The sequence below is a fragment of the Micromonospora acroterricola genome, from assembly GCF_003172955.1.
GTDB lineage: Bacteria > Actinomycetota > Actinomycetes > Mycobacteriales > Micromonosporaceae > Micromonospora > Micromonospora acroterricola.
Genome location: NZ_QGKR01000364.1, coordinates 1 through 20,312, shown reverse-complemented (window position 1 = coordinate 20,312; position 20,312 = coordinate 1). Strand labels below are relative to the sequence as shown.

The 20,312-nt window shown below is 70.7% G+C and carries 18 protein-coding genes; 14 read left to right on the top strand and 4 right to left on the bottom strand.

Translation table 11 applies throughout. From position 1 onward, the window contains the following. Positions 1–63 precede the first annotated feature (63 nt). Positions 64–2,592: an alkaline phosphatase D family protein gene (locus DKT68_RS30320; RefSeq protein WP_146218455.1), complete on the top strand. Its 2,529-nt coding sequence runs from the start codon at positions 64–66 to the stop codon at positions 2,590–2,592. Positions 2,593–2,760: 168 nt separating this feature from the next. On the opposite strand, the gene DKT68_RS30315 is transcribed toward DKT68_RS30320, so the two are convergent. Beyond that, positions 2,761–3,597 carry an aldo/keto reductase gene (locus DKT68_RS30315; protein WP_109820797.1) on the bottom strand — a complete coding sequence of 279 codons (837 nt, stop codon included), beginning with the start codon at positions 3,595–3,597 and terminating at the stop codon, positions 2,761–2,763. A 171-nt stretch (positions 3,598–3,768) separates the two neighbouring features. On the opposite strand from DKT68_RS30315, the gene DKT68_RS30310 reads away from it, so the two are divergent. Beyond that, on the top strand, positions 3,769–4,164 hold the full coding sequence (locus tag DKT68_RS30310) for a hypothetical protein (protein ID WP_146218454.1): 396 nt from the start codon (positions 3,769–3,771) through the stop codon (positions 4,162–4,164). Positions 4,165–4,166: 2 nt separating this feature from the next. After that, positions 4,167–4,349 (top strand): hypothetical protein, encoded by a 183-nt coding sequence (locus DKT68_RS32310; RefSeq protein WP_236647143.1) that lies wholly within the window; start codon positions 4,167–4,169, stop codon positions 4,347–4,349. 278 nt (positions 4,350–4,627) lie between these two features. Here the strand turns inward: DKT68_RS32310 and DKT68_RS31655 are convergent, their stop codons facing one another. Beyond that, entirely contained in the window at positions 4,628–4,765 is a 138-nt protein-coding gene (locus DKT68_RS31655; protein WP_201749251.1) for a hypothetical protein, read from the bottom strand. 97 nt (positions 4,766–4,862) lie between these two features. Between DKT68_RS31655 and DKT68_RS30300 the strand changes: the two genes are divergently transcribed. Continuing rightward, positions 4,863–5,822, top strand: a complete 960-nt coding sequence (locus DKT68_RS30300) for a TAXI family TRAP transporter solute-binding subunit (RefSeq protein ID WP_109820795.1) — start codon at positions 4,863–4,865, stop codon at positions 5,820–5,822. A 23-nt stretch (positions 5,823–5,845) separates the two neighbouring features. On the opposite strand, the gene DKT68_RS30295 is transcribed toward DKT68_RS30300, so the two are convergent. Next, positions 5,846–7,327 carry a sensor histidine kinase gene (locus DKT68_RS30295; RefSeq protein WP_109820794.1) on the bottom strand — a complete coding sequence of 494 codons (1,482 nt, stop codon included), beginning with the start codon at positions 7,325–7,327 and terminating at the stop codon, positions 5,846–5,848. Positions 7,328–7,333: 6 nt separating this feature from the next. Continuing rightward, positions 7,334–8,017 carry a response regulator transcription factor gene (locus DKT68_RS30290; RefSeq protein WP_109820793.1) on the bottom strand — a complete coding sequence of 228 codons (684 nt, stop codon included), beginning with the start codon at positions 8,015–8,017 and terminating at the stop codon, positions 7,334–7,336. A gap of 146 nt (positions 8,018–8,163) precedes the next feature. On the opposite strand from DKT68_RS30290, the gene DKT68_RS30285 reads away from it, so the two are divergent. From DKT68_RS30285 to DKT68_RS30240, 10 genes are all read left to right on the top strand, one after another. Next, a complete protein-coding gene (locus DKT68_RS30285) occupies positions 8,164–9,186 on the top strand; it encodes a tripartite tricarboxylate transporter substrate-binding protein (protein ID WP_109820792.1) in 1,023 nt (340 codons plus the stop codon). A gap of 1 nt (position 9,187) precedes the next feature. Further along, entirely contained in the window at positions 9,188–9,649 is a 462-nt protein-coding gene (locus DKT68_RS30280; RefSeq protein WP_201749250.1) for a tripartite tricarboxylate transporter TctB family protein, read from the top strand. Between the two features lie 20 nt (positions 9,650–9,669). Beyond that, positions 9,670–11,175 carry a tripartite tricarboxylate transporter permease gene (locus DKT68_RS30275; protein ID WP_109820790.1) on the top strand — a complete coding sequence of 502 codons (1,506 nt, stop codon included), beginning with the start codon at positions 9,670–9,672 and terminating at the stop codon, positions 11,173–11,175. Between the two features lie 88 nt (positions 11,176–11,263). Beyond that, entirely contained in the window at positions 11,264–13,201 is a 1,938-nt protein-coding gene (gene nhaA, locus DKT68_RS30270) for a Na+/H+ antiporter NhaA (protein ID WP_109820789.1), read from the top strand. 525 nt (positions 13,202–13,726) lie between these two features. Continuing rightward, the gene (locus tag DKT68_RS30265) at positions 13,727–14,953 is read left to right on the top strand and encodes an MFS transporter (protein WP_109820788.1); all 1,227 of its coding nucleotides are present in this window, start codon (positions 13,727–13,729) and stop codon (positions 14,951–14,953) included. Positions 14,954–15,030: 77 nt separating this feature from the next. Beyond that, positions 15,031–16,707 (top strand): ABC transporter substrate-binding protein, encoded by a 1,677-nt coding sequence (locus DKT68_RS30260; RefSeq protein ID WP_109820787.1) that lies wholly within the window; start codon positions 15,031–15,033, stop codon positions 16,705–16,707. A 6-nt stretch (positions 16,708–16,713) separates the two neighbouring features. Further along, a complete protein-coding gene (locus DKT68_RS30255) occupies positions 16,714–17,670 on the top strand; it encodes an ABC transporter permease (protein WP_109820786.1) in 957 nt (318 codons plus the stop codon). Then, entirely contained in the window at positions 17,667–18,554 is an 888-nt protein-coding gene (locus DKT68_RS30250; protein WP_109820785.1) for an ABC transporter permease, read from the top strand. The genes DKT68_RS30255 and DKT68_RS30250 overlap by 4 nt, the downstream gene beginning before the upstream one ends. Next, entirely contained in the window at positions 18,551–19,600 is a 1,050-nt protein-coding gene (locus DKT68_RS30245) for an ABC transporter ATP-binding protein (protein WP_109820784.1), read from the top strand. The genes DKT68_RS30250 and DKT68_RS30245 overlap by 4 nt, the downstream gene beginning before the upstream one ends. After that, positions 19,597–20,312: ATP-binding cassette domain-containing protein (locus DKT68_RS30240; protein ID WP_109820783.1), on the top strand; the 716-nt coding region annotated here is incomplete at its 3' end. The genes DKT68_RS30245 and DKT68_RS30240, both read left to right, overlap by 4 nt.

The window sequence follows — 20,312 nt, the reverse complement described above, 5'->3', positions numbered from 1 at the left end:
TCGGGCGGACGGACTGTCGAGGCTGTCGGGACGATCTTCGTCTCGAGCAAGGCAGGTGTGGCAGTGCCCGACCCATCCCCCATCAGCCGTCGACGGTTCCTGACCATCGCGGGCGGTACCGCCGGCGTGATCGCGGTGAGCCAACTGGTCGCCGAACTCCCCGCGGCGTACGCCGACGAGCTGGACCCGGCGCCGTTCACCCTGGGCGTCGCCTCCGGCGAGCCGGACCACACCAGCGTCGTGCTGTGGACGCGGCTGGCGCGGGACCCGCTCAACGCGGCGGACGGCGGCATGCCGCCGGAGCCCATTCCGGTCCGGTGGGAGGTGGCCCGCGACCCGGAGTTCCGCCACGTCGTCCGCTCCGGCGAGGTGACGGCCACGCCGACGGCGGCGCACACCGTGCACGTGCTCGTGGACGACCTGGCGCCCGACCGCTGGTACTGGTACCGCTTCTCCGCCGACGGGGTGTCCAGCCGCACCGGGCGTACCCGGACCATGCCGCCGCCCGGCGCGAAGGCCGACCACATGCGGTTCGCGTTCGTCTCCTGCCAGTCCTGGGCCGGTGGCCCCTACCCGGCCTACCGCGACCTGGCCGGACAGGAGCTCGACTTCGTCGTGCACCTGGGTGACTACATCTACGAGACCACCAACGGCAGCCTGACCGAGTTCCGCAGGCTGCACGCGCTCTACAAGACCTCGCCCGACCTGCGTGCCGCGCACGCGCGGTTCCCGTTCATCATGACCTGGGACGACCACGAGGTGCAGAACAACTACGCCGGAGCGGTCCCGTCCGGGGCGGGCGACGGCCGGCCCTTCCTGGAGCGGCGCGCCAACGGCTACCAGGCCTACTACGAGCACCTTCCGCTGCGGCCGGAGCAGCGCCCCACCGGGCCGGACATGCTCATGTACCGGAGGGTCGACTTCGGCCGGCTGGCCCAGTTCAGCGTGCTCGACACCCGGCAGTACCGCAGCGACCAGGCGCTCGGCGGCGGGCGGAAGGAACCGACCGGCGAGGTCTTCGACCCGACCCGCACGATGACCGGCCCCGAGCAGGAACGCTGGCTGCTCGACGGGCTGCGCCGGTCGAAGGCGCGCTGGAACGTCATCGCCCAGCAGACCATCATGGCCGCGTTCGACTACGACCTCGGCCCGGGGCAGATCGTCAACCTCGACCAGTGGGACGGGTACCCGCCGGCCCGCTCCCGCATCCTCGACTTCATCGCCACGCACCGGGTGTCGAATCCCGTCGTCCTCGGCGGAGACTGGCACACCCACTGGGTGAACGACCTGAAGACCGACTTCACCGACCCCGCCGCCAAGACGGTCGCCACCGAGTTCGTCGGCACGTCGATCTCCTCCGGCGCCGGGTGGGACGCCGACGTCCGGGCCGGCCTCGCGGCCAACCCGCACGTCAGGTTCTACAACGGCAGCTACCGTGGCTACGTGATCTGCGACGTCACCGAGCGGCGCTGGCGTGCCGACCTGCGCATCGTGCTGGACGCGCGGGACGCCCTCTCACCGGCGTACACGATCGCGGCGTTCGAGGTGCGCGACGGCGTGCCGGGGGCGTACCGGATCGACGCCGGCGACGGCATCGTCGGACGGGTCACCGACGCGGCCACCGGCGCCGCCCTTCCGAACGTGCAGGTGACCGTGCTCCGGGCGGACGGCAGCCGACTCGTGGCGAGCACGACCGACCCGTCGGGGGAGGTTCTCGCCTTCGCGCCGCCCGGCGGCTACACCGTCACCGTGAACGGGGTCGGCTACGAGCCGGTGAGCCGACCGGCGACGGTCGTCCAGGGCGCGCCGACGAAGCTCGACCTGCGGCTGACCCGGGCGGCGACCACGGCCGGCACCGGCCGCGTCATCCCCGGCCCGCAGGCCGAGGCGAAGGCCTCCGACCTGGTGCTCAGCAACGACCTGCTGGCCCTCGCCGTGTCGACCGGCACCGACGACCCGCAACTGGCCGGCGTCACCGTTGGCAAGCCCCTGGACCTGGCCGCGGTCGGACGCCTCGACCAGCTCGACTGGATCAACCTGCCGTACGCCTCGGCGACGCAGCCGCGCGGCACCAACGCGTGGCAGCAGCGGACCGTCCGCTCCAGTGCCGTCGAGGTGCTCTCCGCGACCGGGCCGCTGGCGTCTGTCCGCGCCACCGGCGTCAGCACGGCGGTCGCCGACCTCCAGGTCGTCACGACGTACACCATCCGGCCGAACGAACCGTGGGTGCTGGCGGAGAGCGTCTTCACCAACGTCGGCACGGCGTCGCGTACCTTCTGGACCGGTGACGCGCTCGACCACGACGGCGCCGGCCAGCGCAGCGGGATCGCCGGGCACGGCACCATCACCAGCAGCACCCCGGCCGACTACCCGCCCGCAGCGCCGTGGATCGGCATGACCGGCTCGGACCGGCAGACCTACGGCCTGCTCTACGAGGACAACGGCTTCGTCGCGTACGCCGCGTACAACTGGGTGATGAGCCAGCGTCAGATAACCCTCGCCCCGGGCGGGACGTTTACGCTGCGGCGCCGGATTGTGGCCGTCGACAGCGGTGCCGGCGCCGACCCGTTCGCGGTGCTCGGCCAGCTCTGACCGACACTCCGGCCGCTCTCTCTGGTCGGCGGCGGACGTACTGGTGAGCGTGATGACTCACAGGTATATCCATACCTCAGAGTCATCACGCTCGTCAGCGCGTCCGCTCGTTCGGACGTCACGCTCCGTACCTCCAGACCGTGGTGCCGGCTGAGCGGTTCGGGGCGGTCAGAACTCCTCGTACACCGCCGGGTCCTGGTCCGCGAGGCGCCCGTCGGGGCGGCCCAGCGCGGTGATGGCTTCGACCTCCGCGTCGGTGAGCTTGACGCCGAAGACGTCCAAATTCTCGACCTGCCGCTGCGGGGAGGCGGCCTTGGGCAGCGGGATCACCTGGCGGGCCACGTGCCAGGCGAGGATGGTCTGCGCCGGGCTTATGCCGTGGGCCGCCGCGACCTCCGCCACGATGGGGTGCTGCTGCAGGTCGTTGCCACGGCCCAGCGGGCTCCAGCCCTGCACGAGAATCCCGTGCGCCCGGTGGTAGTCGATCGCCTCCTGCTGCGGGAAGTACGGATGCACCTCGATCTGGTTGACCACCGGCGCGACCCCGGTCTCGGCCACCAGCCGGTCGATGTGCTCGGGCAGGAAGTTGGAGAGGCCGATGTGCCTGACCAGACCGCGCTCGCGGGCCTCGATCAGCGCCCGCCACGCCTGCACGTACAGGTCGACCCTGGGGTTCGGCCAATGGATCAGGTACAGGTCGATCCGGTCGAGGCCGGTGCGGAACACACTTTCCTCGATGGTGGTCAGCGCCTCGTCAAAGCGGTGGTGCCGCCCCGGCAGCTTCGAGGTGACGAGCAGCTCGTCCCGCGCGTCACCCGCCGAACGGGCCGCCCGACCCACCGCGCCCTCGTTCTCGTAGTTCACCGCCGAGTCGATCAACCGATAGCCCGCCCGGATCGCCTCAGCGATCGCGTCGACACCCGCCGAGCCGTTCAGCCGGTACGTGCCGAGCCCGATCGCCGGCAACGTGGTGCCGTCGGCGGCCGTCAGATGGGGAATTGCCATGGTTGATCTGCCTTTCGTTGCCCGTGACTGGACCCTACCCGCACGAGCCGGATGCCGGCGGAGGCTCGATCCGAGAGAACCGCCGTTCAGATTCCGCTGGTGGGAGCGGGTATCCGTGGCGCTGCTCGACGCCCTCAGTGCACCGAGGGTCAGCCCTGCGAGTTCGCCGGCTTGACGGAGCATCAGGACCTTCTGGCGGAGCTGCCGCATCGGCTCGACCGACGCCATGTGAAAGAGGTCAACACCGTCGTTCTGCCTGGGACCGACGTCGCCAAGGACCTCGACGACATCGCCGCGGGCCGCGCAAGGTGGGACCCTGACCGTCAACGGTACGAGGTGAACGGCCGCACGTACGCCGTGGAGCCGAGCGGCACGGTCTTTCCCGAGGCGGGGCCTGGGCTCGAACAACTCAGCCGAGCCGAGTACGGCGCGCTCAAGGAGTACATTTCCGCTGGCGGCGACATCGAGAAGGCCGAGGCGGCCATGGCCCGGAACCCGTTCCTGACCGAGGCCGCGCAGGAGCGCGCACTCGATGTGTTCCGCAATCACAAGAGCTACCGGGGGTAGACGTGCTGTACCAGATCCACTTCGAGGAAGAGTTGCCCGCGGACGCGCTGCGCCGGCACCTGCAGCAGGATTACGGCATCACCCCCGACGCCGTGTACGTCGGTCGGGTCGAGGACCGGGCGGCGGACGATCCACGTCCGGTGGCCATGTTCACCCCGCCTGACGAGGACGAGGGATTCGGCTAGATTCTCACCGGTGACACCGAACTCGCCGACGCCACCGGGCGGAATGAGCGGGATCTCGCCGTCAGCCTGGCGCGTACCTTCGGGGTGCGGGCACTTGTCGACGACGGCAGCGTCTATCCCGACCGGTGGCTGCTGGTCAGTGCCGACGGAAGCAGCGGACGAGTCGTGACCGATGAGGACGCCGCTGCCGACGGAGACCTCCGGGTCGTGCACGCGCTCGAGCCGATCTCCGGGGAACCGCAGCTCGCCGTGGTGCCACCTCCGGAGTGGGCGCGCGGCTAGTACGCGGTGGTACGGCCGGGGCCCTCTCGACCGGTCGGGTGACCGCCAGGCCGGCCCTCCCGTTGCACGCCGTCGAGCAGCACCGGCATCATCGCGCGGAGCTGCCCGTGGGCGTCGGTGCCCCAGCCGGACATCCCGGCCTGCCTGTCGGGCGGTGTCGAGGCCGGCCGCACTGCGATCGAGGCGTGCGGAGTCGCGGTCAGGTCGTGCCGCCGTCCGTATCATCTCGGCATGGTGCTGGGCCCGGAGGTGCGGTTCGGCCGGCGGGCGGTGCTCCTGGCCGCCGGAGGGGCGCTCGTCGGTTGCTCACCGCAGCCCGAGGCTGGCGACGTCAATCTGCGACTGGCCACCGGGCCGGCGGGGGCGGTCTACCGGCGCATCGGCGGTGCGCTGGCCGACCACATCTCCGAGCAGGTGCCGGGTGCCACGGTGACCACCGTGCCGAGCGGGGCGTCCACCGACAACATCCGGATGCTGCGGGCCGGCGAGGTGCACCTCGGCCTGACGAGCCTGGATGCGCTGATCACAACCGATGGCAGCGCGCCCGAAGGGCTGTCGGCGATATGCCGGCTCTACGACAGTCACCTGCATCTCGTGGTGATGGCCGGTTCGGCGATCGACGAGTTCCGGGGTCTTGAGGGCAGGCGACTATCCCTCGGTGCCCGCGACTCGGGCACGGAGTTCACGTCGCTGCGGGTTCTGAAGCTCGGCCCGGTGGACGCCCACGGCCGGTATCTCAGCCAGGCCGAATCGGCGGCGGCGCTGCGCGACGGCACGATCGACGCGATGTTCTCCCTGACCGGCGTCCCGACACCCGCCATCACTGAGCTGGCGCAGCGGCACCCGATCCGGCTGATCCCGTTGGACGCGCAGGCGGACGCGCTCTTCACGGCGTATCCGGGTCCCTACGCTCCGGCCATGATCCACGCGGCTGCCTACGCCGGCGTCCCGGCCACCCGCACCGTGGCCGTGCCGAACGTGCTGCTCGCGCGCAACGATCTGCCCGACGACCTGGTCTACGCGATCACCGACACGATCTTCACCCACACCGGCGCGATCACCTCCGCCAGCCGTGACGACGCCGAAGCCCTTCCCGAGGCGTGGCAGATCAACGTGCGTACCGGGATTTCCACCGCCTCGGTCCCGCTCCATCCGGGCGCGGCGGCCTGGTTCCGCGACCGAAAGCGCTGAGTTAAGACACGGACCCCGGGTCGTCAAACCGGCGCCGACGTGGGAGCACCGGACGGCGAGGTCACCTGCGGAACGACCGGCAACGTAACCACCGCGGCGAACCCGTGCCCGGACCCGTCCGGACGCGGCAGGCCCTCCTCCAGCCGCAGTTCGCCCCCGGCCGCCCCGATCAGGTCGGCGCAGATCGCCAGTCCCAGGCCGGTCCCGGACACGTTCTGGTGCCGCGGGGACCGCCAGAACCGTCGTAGCGCCTGGGCCCGCTCGGAAACGTCGATGCCCTGGCCGTCGTCACGGACGGCGACCGTAACCACGCCTCCGGCCGCGGAGCCGATGCGGTGTCCGGCGGTCCCACCACCGGGGACAACTCGGGCGGTCACCTCCACCGCCTGCGCGCCGGACAGCCGTAACGCGTTGCTGATCAGCTCGTCCAGGATGCTGCCCAGTCCGCCCGGCGGCTCCAGCAATCGCAGCCCCGGCGGCACGTCGACCGTCAGTGCCTGCCCAGCCGTGGCCGTCAATGCCCGCCACCGGTCCACCCGGGTCGTCAGCACCTCGTCGAGATCCACCGGCGACGCCGTCCGCATGCTCTCCATCCGCGCACTGGCCTGCAGCGAGTTCAGCATCCGCTGCATCGCCTTCAGTTCGTCGACGGCGACGTCGTACACCTGCCGCCCGTCGCCCTCCGGCCGCAGGTGTGGTGCGAGGCTCTCCACCGCGAGCCGGAGGCTGGTCAATGGGTTGCGTAACTGGTGCGACGCGTCGGACACGAACGCCCGCTGCCGCTGCACGGCGTTCTCGACGGCGTCCATCATGGTGTTGAACGACTCTGCCAGCCGGCGCAGCTCGACCGGGCCGGCCTCGGCGTCGGCGCGGATCGTCAGGTCACCCTCGGAGATCCGCGAGGTCGCCGCGTCCAGTTTCCGCACCGGCCGCAGCACCCACGCCGATACCGGCCAGGCGACGGCCGCCAGTGCGATCAACGGCAGCAGCCCGAGCCCGGCCAGCCGGGCCCAGCGTACGAGGATGAGTTCGCGCGTCTTCGACAGGTCGGAGATCGTCACGACGGCGCCGACGACCTCACTGTCCCGACCCACCGGCTCCGCTACGACGAGTGCGGAGTCGTCCCATGGCGCCCATTCCCAGGACGGTTCGGACCGCGCCCCGGCCAGCGCCGCGGTCACGATCCGGGGCAACGCCGGCTCGGCGCGTGCCGCCTCCTCGTACGCGTCAGCCGGCCCAAGCAGCACCGTGCCCGACGTGTCGATCAGCGCGACCGGGATGCCGTAGAGCTCGTGGTATCGCGTCAGCTCCTGCCGCAGCGCCTCGGTTCGCCCGGTCGACAGCGCGGTCTCGGCCAGCGAGGCGAACCGGCCGACGTCGTTGAGCCGGTTGACGTAGGTCTCCTGCATCTCCCGTTCGGCCACGGTAACGCTGAGCGGTACCCCGAGCGCCGCGACGAGCAGCACCGCGAGGGGAACCAGGACCACGAGCAGGCGGCGGTGCACGGCGCGTCAGCCGATCAGCTCCGGCTGGTCGGCCAGGAGCCGATAGCCGACGCCGTGGATCGTGCGGATGACCACGCTCGGCCCCAGCTTGTGCCGTAACGCCGCGATGTGGGTGTCCAGGGTGCGACTGGAGGACTCCCACGTCGCGCCCCAGATCTGGTCGAGGATGACGTCGCGGCTGACCACGTTGGGCGCCCGCCGGGCCAGGAGCAGGAGCAACTCGAACTCCTTGCGGGTCAACGGCACGGGCGTGCCGTCGACGGTGACCTCGCGGGTGCCGACGCCGATCCTCATCGGGCCGAGGGCGAGCGGCTCGTCGGAGTGGCTGAGGGCGCGAGCGGCCCGGGTACGCCGCAGGACGGCATCGATCCGGGCGAGCAACTCCGGGATGCCGAACGGCTTGACGATGTAGTCGTCGGCGCCGGCGCGCAGGCCACGGACCCGCTCGTACTCCTCGGATCGCGCGGTCACCGCGATGACGGCGGTCTGCGGGTGGTCACGCAGCATGCGGATCACATCGAGCCCGTCGCCGTCGGGTAGGCCCAGGTCGACGAGGACAACGTCGGACGGCGCGGCGCGCACGGCCTCCGCGGCGGTGGCGATGCGGTGGACCTCGAAGCCTGCCTGGGTCAGGACGGTCACCAGACCCCGCGCCACGCGGTCGTCATCCTCGATGACGGTTATCCGCATGCCAGCGGATTGTACGGCCCGGGCCGGCGCTCGTGCTGGCCCGCGAGTTCTTGGGATTTCTCTGACACCATCCGCGTCCCGGCGAGCCGAGACTGAGGCCACTCATTCACCGAGGAATGTGCATGCGCTGATGGGGAGGCCGCTGTATGCAAACGACCAGCAGGTACCGGGCTACCGCACGGATGGTCGCCGCGGTCGGCGTCGTCTCGCTCGTCGCCGCCTGTTCCGGCAACGGCGGCGCCAACGGCGGAGGCGACGCCGCAGGCTACCCGGACCAGAACATCACGATCGTCGTGCCGTTCAGCGCGGGCGGCCCGACGGACACGGTCACCCGAATGATCGCCGAGCCGATGGCCGCCAAACTCGGCGGCAAGGTCGTCGTCCAGAACGTCGAGGGCGCGGGCGGTACGGTCGGCGCCGGTGACGTCGCGCGGGCCGACCCCGACGGTTACACCGTGCTCATGCACCACATCGGCATGTCCACGGCGCCCGCCCTGTACAAGAGCCTGGGCTACGAACCGCTTGAGGACTTCGAGACGGTCGGGCTCGTCACCGAGGTGCCGATGACGATCGTCGCCCGCAAGGACTTCGCGCCCACGACGCTCCAGGACCTCGTGACCCACGTCAAGGCGAACGCCAGCAAGGTCACGCTGGCCAACGCCGGCATCGGCGCCGCATCCCACCTGTGCGGCCTCCTGTTCCAGAGCACCACCGGTGTGAAGCTCCAGGAGGTCCCGTACCAGGGCACCGGCCCCGCGCTGACCGACCTTGTCGGCGGCCAGGTCGACTTCATGTGTGACCAGACGACCAACACCAGCGGCCAGATCGCCGCGGGAAAGGTGAAGGCGTACGCGGTCACCACGCCCGAGCGGGTGAAGAGTCTTCCCGACCTGCCCACCACGGCCGAGGCCGGGCTGCCCCAGCTTCAGGTCAGCGTGTGGCACGGTCTCTACGTCCCGGCCGACACGCCGCAGGAGATCGTCCAGAAGCTGTCCGAGGCGCTGAAGGTGGCACTGGCCGACCAGGGGGTCATCGACCAGATGGCCAAGCTTGGCACCGCGCCGGTTCCGGCCGATGACGCGACCCCGCAGGCGCACCGGGCCAAGCTCGAGGAGCAGCTCGGCACCTGGGGGAAGATCATCGCTGACTCCGGGGTCAAGGTCTCCTGAGGTGGAGCGCCGTCGGTCGTTCCCGGACGTCCTCGCCGGGGGGATCTTCGTCGGGGTCGGTGTTGCGTTCGTGGTGGGGTCGCTCGGCTACGAGCTGGGCACCCCGACGCGGATGGGCCCCGGCGCTTTCCCGCTGCTGGTCGGTGCGACCATGGCCGTCCTGGGCCTGGCGATCGTCATCAAGGGACTCATCGCCGGTGAGGTGGTCTCGTTCGGACCGATCCCGTGGCGTGCGGTCGCCCTCATCGTGGTCGCGGTCCTGTTCTTCGGATTCACCGTCCGGCGCCTCGGATTCGTCCCGACATCGGCGGTGACCGCCCTGCTCACCACGTTGGCCAGCCCACGCGTACGCCTGCTCACGGCCGTGGCCGTGGCCGCCGGGCTGACCGTGGCCAGCACGCTCATCTTCGTCGTCGGACTTCAGCTGAGGATCCCGCTATGGGGCCCGTGGCTGGGGCTCTGACGCGGCATCCGGATTGAGGCATGGAACTTCTCGACAACCTCGCGCTGGGCTTCTCGACGGCCCTCCTGATCCAGAACGTCCTCTACTGCTTCGTGGGAGTGCTGCTGGGGACCGCGGTCGGCGTGCTGCCCGGCATCGGGCCGACGGCGACGGTGGCGATGCTGCTGCCGATCACGTTCAGCTTCGAGCCGGTGACGGCGCTGATCATGCTGGCCGGTATCTACTACGGCGCACAGTACGGCGGCTCGACGACCGCCATCCTGATCAACCTGCCCGGTGAGTCGTCCGCGGCGGTCACCGCGCTGGACGGGCACGAGATGGCCCGCCAGGGCCGGGCCGGGCCGGCCCTGGCGGCCGCGGCGATAGGGTCCTTCATCGCGGGTACGGTGGCCACCGTCGTGCTGGCCGCCGCGGCTCCGCCCCTGGCCAGCGTCGCGTTGAAGTTCGGCCCGGCCGACTACTTCTCGCTCGTGCTGCTCGGCCTGATCGTGTCGATCGCGCTGGCGCGTGGCACGGCGCTCAAGGCACTGGCGATGATCGCGCTCGGCGTGCTGCTCGGCACGGTCGGGCAGGACATCTACACCGGAACGCCCCGCTTCGTGTTCGAGCAGCGCGAGCTGTACGGCGGCATCGACTTCGTGTCGGTCGCCGTGGGCCTGTTCGGGGTGGCCGAGATCCTGCGCAACCTGGAGAACGAGCAGACCCGTACGGCGATCGTCAGCAAGGTGACGAACCTCTGGCCGACCCGCGAGGACCGGCGTCGGATCGTCGCCCCGATCCTGCGTGGCACCGGTCTCGGCGCCGCGCTCGGCGTCCTGCCCGGCGGCGGCCACGTGCTGGCCTCGTTCACCTCGTACGCCGTCGAGAAGCGGGTCTCGAAGCGGCCGCAGGAGTTCGGGCGCGGTGCGATCGAGGGCGTCGCCGGCCCCGAGTCGGCGAACAACGCCGCCGCACAGACGTCGTTCATCCCGCTGCTCACCCTGGGTCTGCCCGCCCACCCCGTCATGGCACTGATGATCGGCGCGTTCATCGTCCACGGCATCACACCCGGCCCGAACGTCATCAACGACGAACCGGCGCTGTTCTGGGGCCTCATCGCGTCGATGTGGATCGGCAACGTGCTGCTCCTGCTGCTGAACCTGCCGTTGATCGGCCTCTGGGTGCGCATGCTGCGTATCCCGTACCAGGTGCTGTTCCCGATGATCATCCTGTTCGCGGCGATCGGCACCTACTCACTGAACTTCAACGCGTACGACGTCTACGCGATCGCGTTCTTCGGGATCCTGGGCTACATCCTGATCAAGTGTGGCTGCGAGCCGGCGCCACTGCTGCTCGGCTTCGTCCTCGGCCCGTTGCTGGAGGAGAACCTGCGGCGCGCGCTCATCATCTCCCGCGGTGACCCGTCGGTCTTCCTGACCCGACCGATCTCCGCGGTGCTCCTGGCCCTGGCCTTGGCAGCTCTCCTTGTCGCCGTCCTCCCGACGATTCGTCAGCGCCGCGCGGTCGTGTTCGCCGAGGAGGAGTAGACGACTTCAGACCCCGTGCTCGTATCGGCCGGTCGCCATGTGCCCCAATTCGAACCACGTGACGATCAGGTCAACGAAGATTGTCCCCGTGACGAGCGACAACCCGCGCGGGGGATGGTCCGCCCGGACCACCTGGGAAGACCGTTTCAATGCCCCGCTGCGCGCGTTCCTGCGCACCGAGACCGGCGGCGCCAGGGTGGTGCTGGTCGCCGCGGTGGTGGCGCTCGTGTGGGCCAACGTGCACGTGTCGTCGTACGAGTCGGTCTGGGGCACCTCGCTCTCGATCCAGCTCGGCGACTGGCCCGTGTCACACGACCTGCGGACCTGGGTCAACAGCGGGCTCATGACGTTCTTCTTCCTGGTCGCGGGGCTGGAGCTGCGACGGGAGTTCGACATCGGCGAGCTGCGGGAACGGCGTCGACTGGCGTTGCCGATGCTGGCCGGGTTCGGCGGCATGCTCCTGCCGATCGCGATCTATCTCGCGATCAACGCCGGGCAGACCACCGCTGCGGGCTGGGGCGCGGTGATGGCCACGGACACGGCGCTCGCGCTCGGCGCGCTGGCCGTCTTCGGGCCGCGCTTCTCCGATCGGCTGCGGGGTTTCCTGCTGACCGTCGCCGTCGTCGACGACCTGGTCGCGATCGCGGTGCTGGCGATCGCCTACCCGGAACATCCTTCGCCGACGGCGCTGCTCGTCGCGGCGGGAATCTTCGGCGGCGTCCTGCTCGTCCGGGGCTGCGGTGTGCGGTTCGGGCCGGTCTACGCGCTGCTGGGGGTGGCGGCCTGGCTCGCCGTGTCGGAGTCCGGTGTCGACCCGGTCGTGGTGGGCCTGGTGATGGGGCTGCTGACCTACGCCTACGCTCCCGGTCGGGGCGAACTGCAGCGGGCGAGCGACCAGTTCCGCCTCTTCCGGGAACAGCCCACCCCGCAGCTCGCCCGGATGGCCCGGGCCGGGCTCACCTCGGCGCTGTCGCCGAACGAGCGGCTGCAGACCCTCTACCATCCGTGGGCGAGCTACGTGGTCGTGCCGCTCTTCGCGCTGGCGAACGCCGGGATCGTGCTCGACGGCGAGCTTCTGGCCAGGGCCGTGACCTCCCCGGTCACGCTCGGCGTCGTGGTGGCGTACGTCGTCGGCAAGCCGGTCGGGATCGTGACCGCCTCGTGGCTGGTGGCCCGGCTGAGCGGCAACCGGTTCCGGCCACCCGTCGGCTGGGTCGCCGTCGCGGGGGTCGGCACCGTCTCCGGCATCGGGTTCACCGTCGCGCTCCTGATCGCCACCCATGCCCTGAAGGGGCCCGCCCTGGATGAGGCGAAGCTCGGCATCCTCGTCGCGACGTTTGGTGCGTCCCTGGTCACCTGGCTGGTGTTCCGCTCTGTCGGGCGACTCTCGCCGGCACGGCGTGCGCGTGCGCTGCTGGGCGTCACCGAGGGGATCGTCGACCTGATGCTGCCGGTCGATCCGGAGCGCGACCACGTGCGCGGGTCGCTCGAGGCGCCGGTGACGGTCGTGGAGTACGGCGACTTCGAGTGCCCCTACTGCGGGCAGGCCGAACCGGTGGTCCGGGAACTGCTGGCCGACTTCGCCAACGTCCGGTACGTCTGGCGGCACCTGCCGCTCACCGACGTCCACCCGCATGCCCAACTCGCCGCCGAGGCCGCGGAGGCGGCGGGCGAGCAGAACGCGTTCTGGGAGATGCACGACCTGCTCCTCGCGCACCAGGACGCACTCTATCCCGCCGACGTGCTCGGCTACGCCGAACAGATCGGCCTGGACCTCGACGGGTTCCGGGAGCACATGGTCAAACGGATGGGCGTCGACCGGATCGCCGAGGACGTCGACTCCGCCGACCTCAGCGGCGTCACCGGCACCCCGACGTTCTTCATCAATGGCAGGCGCCACCACGGCGCGTACGACATCACCGCGCTCTCGGCGGCGGTGAAGTCGGCGTTCGCCAGCGCGAAGCTTCGCCCCGAGTACCACCCTCGGGATCCCGGGCGCCGAGGCGAGGGCGGACCAGCGAGCTGACGGCTGAGCGGCAGGCCCTGCCGCCGTCACCCGGCGACGCGGTCGACAAGGGCCGGGGTCACCTCCCGGGTGTCGGCGGTGGCCGCACGCACATGTGTCCCTGGAATCGTGGACGTCGCCCGCTCGTCGACGTCGGCGGTGTTTCCGCTGGCCGCGCCGGACGGTGGCGGACTGCACCGGGTGCGGCTGGAGCTGCCGGACGGCGAATGCCGGGCCGCGAGGAGCGAGGCGAAGTCGTCAACGAGCGTGATACCTCAGAGGCATAGTTATGCCTCACAGGTATCGCGCCGATGACACCGACCGGGCCCGGCCGCGTCCAGCAACGAGCAAGTGGATGCTGCGCCCCGAGCCGGGGCCTTGTCACCGCCGGGCGGCGAGACAGGGCCCGTGCTGAGCCCTGCGCCACCTGATGAGGGCGTTTCGGACCGTTACGACACGTCCACCAGACCTCGCGGCCGATGCTGTACCGGGCGGTGGGTGCGGCAACCGGCCCGCAGCAGGGGTCCGAGCCCGGGGGGACTGGTCATGTCCAACGTCAGCCGCGCCGACGGCGGGACGGCGCGGTCCGGCTCGCGATCAGCCCCGGCGCGGGTCGCGTTCGCGTTCTGGATCACGCTCGTGGGCACGACCGTGCCGACCCCGCTCTACCCGCTCTACGAGATGGAGTTCGCCTTCTCGTCGCTGACCGTGACCGTCGTCTACGCGGTGTACGCGCTCGGTGTGGTCGTCGGGCTCCTCGTCCTGGGCCGGCTCTCGGACCAGATCGGCCGTCGTCCGGTCATCCTCACCGCGCTGGTCCTCTCCGTCGCCGCCGACGCGGTGTTCCTGGCCGCCGTGGACCTGGCGATGATCGTCGTGGGCCGGGTGCTCGCGGGTCTCTCCGCCGCGCTGGTCATCGGGGCGGCGACCGCGGCGCTGGCCGAGCTGATCAAGAGTCCGCGGCATCCGCGGCGGGCCGCCACGGTGGCGATCTTCGCCAACCTGGGTGGGCTCGCCGCCGGCACCCTGCTGGCCGGGATCGTGTCGGACGTGGCGCCCGAACCGCTCCGGCTGCCCTGGGCGATCGTGCTGGTCCTGGCGATCATCGCGATCATCGCGATGGCGGGGGTGCCGGAGACGGTGGCGCAGCGTTCCCCGTTGACCCTGCGGCTTCAGCGGCTGTACATACCGCAGAACATCCGCGGCGACTTCCTCCGCTCGGCGGTCACCGCCGGCGCAGGCTTCGCCGCCCTGGGCGTGCTCACGGCCGTGACGGGGTTGTTCCTCGGCATGGTCCTGCACGAGGCCTCGCACACGCTGGCCGCGCTGGTGCTCTTCCTGGCCTTCACGGGCGCCGCGTTCGGGCAGCTGCTGACCCGTGTGCTGTCGTCACGCGCCGCGCTGGCCTCGGCCTGCGCCGGCCTGATCGTGGCGGCCGGCCTGCTGGCGTTCAGCATGTGGATGGCCGTGCTGGCGACGTTGATCGTCAGCGCGACGATCAACGGGGTCGCGTCCGGCGTGGCGGTCGGGGACGGCATCGCGACGATCACGATGAAGACCGCTCCGCAGCGCCAGGCGGCGGCGGTGTCCACGTTCTTCGCCATCCTGTTCACGATGCTGGGCCTGCCGGCTGTCGGGGTCGGCCTGCTGATCCAGGTCATCGGCCTGCGCCCCGCCGGGGAGATCTTCTGCGTGGTGGTGGCGGCGCTCGCGGTGATCGTCCTCTTCAGCCTGCTCCGGGCCGGCCCGGCTCGGCCGCGACCCGCCGGCTGAGAGGCATCCACGGAGGTCTTGCGTCGGTCATCGTATACAACATACGCTCCCCGAATCGCCCACTCGAGGAGCTCCCCATGACGAACCTCTCCCTCAGCGAAACGAGCCGGCCCTGGCGCCGTCCGTTCCGGGCCGCTGTGGCGGCGGTCGCTGTCGTCTGCACGGTCGTTGCCTGCTCACCGGTGTCGAACAGCGGGGGCGACACCCAGTCCGGCGACAGCCAGTCGGCGGGCCAGGATTCCTTCGGTACGCCGGCAGACCCCGCTGCCGTGAAGCAGGGCGGCAAGCTCGTCATCGCCCTCTCCGCCGAGCCCGACGCGCTGGACCCGACGCTGTCGCGGAGCCTCTACTCCCGCTACGTGTTCCAGGCGATGTGCCAGAAGCTCTACGACGTCAACGAGCAGGCGCAGGTCGTACCCCAGCTCGCGACCGCCCTGCCCACGACGAGCGGCGACGGCCGGACGGTGACGATCCCGCTGCGCCAGGGCGCCCGCTTCGCGGACGGGACGCCGTTCGACTCCGCCGCGGTGAAGGCCACCCTGCAGCGGCACCTGACCAACTCCCGGTCGGCGCGCAAGAGCGAACTCGGTCCCATCGACGGCGTCGACACCCCCGACGCGCAGACCGTCGTCCTCCGGCTCAAGCAGCCGTTCGCGCCGCTTCTCGGCGCCCTCGCCGACCGCGCTGGCATGATCATGAGTGCCAAGGCTCTGCAGAGCCTTGGCGACGACTTCGCCTCGGCGCCGGTCTGCGTCGGCCCCTTCAAGTTCGCCAAGCGCGTGCCGCAGAACTCGATCGACGTCGTGAAGGACCCGAACTACTACGAGGCCGACAAGGTCCACCTCGACGCCATCTCCTGGCGCATCCTGAGCGACGCGAGCATCCGCGCCGCCAACCTGCGCTCCGGCGACGCCCAGGTCGCCGACAGCATCTCCACCCAGGACGTCGCCTCCCTGCGGCAGGAATCCTCCGTCTCCGTCCTCCAGTCGCAGTCCCTCGGCTACCAGGGCCTCACCATCAACATCGGCAACGTCGACGGTGTGGGCACCGCGCCCAAGCCGATCAACCGCCCCCTCGCGCAGAACGCCAAGGTCCGTCAGGCCTTCGAGCACGCGATCGACCGGAAGGCGCTGGTCGACGCCGTCTTCAACGGGATCCACACCGCCGCCTGCTCACCCATCTCTCCCGCGAGCCCGTTCTCGTCCCCGGAAGCGCAGACCTGCCCGGCGCACGACCCCGCCAAGGCGAAACAGCTCCTCAGCGAGGCGGGCGTGCAGACGCCGTACACGGTCACGATGCTGGCGTCGAACACGCCGGACACGCTGCGCCTCGCGCAGGCGCTCCAGTCGATGCTCAAGGACGGCGGGTTCGATCTGAAGATCAACCCGGTGGAGTACTCCTCGCTCCTCGACGAGCAGGACCGCGGCAACTTCGAGCTGCTGCAGCTCGGCTGGAGCGGGCGGATCGACCCGGACGCCAACATCACGAACTTCGTCGGCACCGGCGCGAGCCAGAACGTCTCCGGCTACAGCAACCCGCAGCTCGACACCCTGCTGACCCAGGCCCGCCAGTCCGGTGACATCGAGGAGCGCAAGAAGCTGTACGGGCAGGTGGTCACGCTGCTCCAGCAGGACGACGCGCTGATCTACCTCTACCGGCAGCGGAACCTGACCGCGGTCAGCAAGCAGCTCCAAGGCCTGCAGGTCTTCCCGGACGGCGTGATCCGCGCGGCCTTCGCCGGATTCACCAAGTAGGGCGCCGTGGCCCGGTATCTCCTCACCCGCGCCTGGCAGTCGGCGCTGACCCTGCTGTTGTCGACGATCGTGGTGTTCTTCGGTGTACGGGCTCTCCCCGGTGACCCGGCCCTGGCGCTGGCCGGGGAGGACCGGTCCCCGGAGGCCCTCGAAGCCATCCGTCGGCACTACGGGCTCGACCAGCCGCTGCCAGTGCAGTTCGCGCAGTACGTGGAACGTATGGCGCAGGGCGACTTCGGGGTGTCGATCCGCACCGGTACGCCAGTTTCGTCGATGCTCACGACCGCCCTGCCGGTGACCGTTGAACTCGCCGTCCTGGCGATCCTGCTCGCCACGGCGCTCGGCGTCGGCGCCGGAGTGCTCGCGGCGGTCCGCCGCGGGCGCCCGGCGGAGTGGGTGGCCAACGGTCTGGCCCTGATCGGCCTGTCGGTGCCGCACTTCTGGCTCGGGCTGCTCGCGATCCTCTACCTGTCCGTGGCGACCGGGCTGTTCCCCGCCTCCGGCTTCGTGCCGATCCTGGAGAATCCGGTGGACAACCTGCACCACATCGTCCTGCCGGCCGTGATCCTCGGGACGGGCCTCGCCGCGATCATCATGCGGCAGACCCGTTCGGCGATGCTGGACTCGCTCTCCTCCGACTACGTGCGGACGGCGAAGGCGAAGGGCCTCCGGCCGCGCGCCGTCATCACCCAGCACGCCCTGCGGAACAGCCTCATCGTGGTGGTGACCGTGGTGGGTCTCCAGCTCGGCGGGCTGATCTCGGGCGCGGTCGTCACCGAGCAGATCTTCGGGCTACCGGGCTTCGGCAAGATGACCATCGACGCGGTGTTCCAGCGGGACTACCCGGTCATCCAGGCGGTCGTCCTGCTCACCGCGACGGCCTACATTGTGATCAACTTCTTCGTGGACCTGCTCTACTCGGTCATCGACCCGCGTATCCGGGTGACGGGAGATCCGGCATGACCGTCCTCACCGTTCCGATGGCGGAGACCGGCTCCGCCGACATCACCCGGCGTATGCGCGTCCTGCGGCGGTTGCGGCGCAACCCGCTCGCCGTCGTGAGCTTCGTGGTGCTCGCGCTGGCGGCCGTCATCGCGCTGCTCTCACCCTGGATCGCCCCCTACTCGGTCGACCAGACCGACTTCGCCCGCACGTTCGCGCCTCCCGGCAGCCCCGGCCACGTGCTCGGCACCGACGACCTGGGCCGGGACGTCCTGTCCCGGATCATGCTAGGGGCGCGGGCGTCGCTCCAGGTGGGACTTCTGGCGGTGGCCACCTCCCTGGTCATCGGTGTCCCGCTCGGGTTGGCAGCCGGCTACTTCCGGGCCTGGGACGCGGTGATCTCGCGCTTCACCGACCTGCTGCTCGCGTTCCCGTTCCTGATCATGGCGGTGGGGTTGGCGGCCATCCGGGGCGCCAGCCTCGGCAACGCCGCCGTGGCCATCGGCATCGCCCAGATCCCCGGGGTGATCCGTGTGGTGCGTTCCGACACGCTCCGGCTCAAGTCGCTGGACTTCGTCGCCGCGGCCGTCGTGGACGGCGCGAGCGACCTGTGGGTGCTCGCCCGGCACATCCTGCCCAACGCGACGTCGGTGATCCTGGTGCAGGCCACGGTCGCGATCCCGGCCGCGATCCTGGGCGAGGCGGTGCTCTCGTTCCTCGGCCTCGGCATCCAACCCCCGGCCCCCAGCCTGGGCACGATGCTGGCCACCGCCCAGCAGTTCGCCGCCCGAGCCCCGTGGGCGGCGGTCCTCCCCGGCGTTGTGATCATGGGCCTGGCGTTGGCGTTCAACGTCTTCGGCGACGCCCTCCGGGACGCCCTCGACCCGAAGGGAGACCGGCGATGACCACGGCCGAACGGGCGGGAACCGCCGCCACGGTCGACACACCGGTCCTGGCGGTACGCGACCTCTCGGTGTCGTTCCCGACCGAAACGGGGACCGTCTCGGCGGTCGACGCGGTGAGCCTGGATCTCGCACCCGGCGAGATCGTCGGGATGGTCGGCGAGTCGGGCTGCGGAAAGAGCGTCACCGCGATGAGCATCGCGGGCCTGCTCCCCGGCAGCGCCCGGGTCTCCGGCTCGGTGCGGCTCAACGGCACCGAGCTGGTCGGCAGCCGCGAGTCGGCGCTTCGCCGCGTACGCGGCAAGGAGATCGCCTACATCTTCCAGGAGCCGATGACGTCCCTCAATCCCGTGCTCACCGTCGGGCGTCAGATCGGCGAGGTGCTCCAGATCCACGAGCGGATGTCCCGCCGGGCGGCCCGGGCCCGCGCCGTCGAACTGCTGACGCTCGTCGGGATCCCGTCCGCCGCGAGACGGGTCGACAACTACCCGCACCAGCTCTCCGGTGGCATGCGCCAGCGCGTGATGATCGCGATGGCGGTGGCCTGCGGCCCGAAGGTGCTGGTGGCCGACGAACCGACCACCGCGCTGGACGTCACGGTCCAGGCCGGCATCCTCCAGGTGCTGCGGGACCTGCGCGACCGGCTCGGCACGAGCATCCTCATCATCACGCACGACCTCGGCGTGATCGCCGACATCGCCGACCGCGTGGTCGTCATGTACGCCGGGCGGGTGGTGGAGCGGGCACCGGTCACCGACCTGTTCGCGCACCCGTACCACCGCTACACCGCCGGGCTCCTGTCGGCGTCACCGACTCCGGGACGACACGCCGGCACCGACCGTCTACAGGAGATTCCCGGTCTGGTGCCCGTGCTGTCGACCCAGCCGGACGCGTGCACGTTCGCCGACCGCTGCCCGGCTGCCGACTCGCGGTGCCGCGACTCCGCCCCGCCGCTGGAGGTGGTGGGGGCCGGCACGACCGATCACCTCGCGGCCTGTTGGCACCCGTGCCCATCGCCCCGATCCCCGATTGAGGAGGTGAACCGATGACGCCGGAGCCGAACGCCCTGGAGGTCGAGGACCTGGTGATGCACTTCGGCCCGGTACGCGCCGTGGACGGGGTGTCGCTGACGATCCCGAAGGGCCGGGTCACCGCCCTGGTGGGGGAGAGCGGCTCCGGGAAGTCGACCGTGGGCCGCTGCGTGGTGCGGCTCGTGGAACCGACCGCGGGCGTGGTCCGGATCGCCGGGACCGACGTCACGCACCTGTCCCGGCGGCAGCTACGCCCGCACCGCAGCGAGGTGTCGATCGTCTTCCAGGACCCCGCCGCCTCGCTGGACCCGCGCATGCTGGTCGGTGAGGTCGTGGCGGAGCCGTTGCGGCTGGCCGGGAAGCGGATCCCGCGGCGCGACCGGGAGGCCCGGGTCGCCACGGAACTCGAACGGGTGGGCCTGCGTGCCGAGGTGGCGCGCCGCTACCCCCACGAGCTCTCCGGCGGGCAACGCCAACGGGTCAGCATCGCCCGCGCGCTGATCTCCGAGCCCCGGTTGCTCATCGCGGACGAGCCCACCAGCGCGCTCGACGTCTCCGTGCAGGCGTCGGTGCTCAACCTCCTCGCCGACCTGCAACGGGACATCGGGTTCGCCTGCCTCTTCATCACCCACGACCTGTCCGCGGTCGAGTACCTGGCGGACGACATCGCCGTCATGTACCTCGGCCAGCTCGTGGAGAAGGGCTCGCGCGAGCGGATCTTCGCCCGTCC

Excerpts from the sequence above, each read along its gene's own strand:
- DKT68_RS30315 (WP_109820797.1), bottom strand. The coding sequence starts at position 3,597 with ATGGCAATTCCCCATCTGACGGCCGCCGACGGCACCACGTTGCCGGCG.
- DKT68_RS31655 (WP_201749251.1), bottom strand. The coding sequence starts at position 4,765 with ATGTCCGGCTGGGGCACCGACGCCCACGGGCAGCTCCGCGCGATGATG.
- DKT68_RS30300 (WP_109820795.1), top strand. The coding sequence starts at position 4,863 with ATGGTGCTGGGCCCGGAGGTGCGGTTCGGCCGGCGGGCGGTGCTCCTG.
- DKT68_RS30290 (WP_109820793.1), bottom strand. The coding sequence starts at position 8,017 with ATGCGGATAACCGTCATCGAGGATGACGACCGCGTGGCGCGGGGTCTG.
- DKT68_RS30285 (WP_109820792.1), top strand. The coding sequence starts at position 8,164 with ATGCAAACGACCAGCAGGTACCGGGCTACCGCACGGATGGTCGCCGCG.
- DKT68_RS30275 (WP_109820790.1), top strand. The coding sequence starts at position 9,670 with ATGGAACTTCTCGACAACCTCGCGCTGGGCTTCTCGACGGCCCTCCTG.
- DKT68_RS30265 (WP_109820788.1), top strand. The coding sequence starts at position 13,727 with ATGTCCAACGTCAGCCGCGCCGACGGCGGGACGGCGCGGTCCGGCTCG.
- DKT68_RS30260 (WP_109820787.1), top strand. The coding sequence starts at position 15,031 with ATGACGAACCTCTCCCTCAGCGAAACGAGCCGGCCCTGGCGCCGTCCG.
- DKT68_RS30250 (WP_109820785.1), top strand. The coding sequence starts at position 17,667 with ATGACCGTCCTCACCGTTCCGATGGCGGAGACCGGCTCCGCCGACATC.
- DKT68_RS30245 (WP_109820784.1), top strand. The coding sequence starts at position 18,551 with ATGACCACGGCCGAACGGGCGGGAACCGCCGCCACGGTCGACACACCG.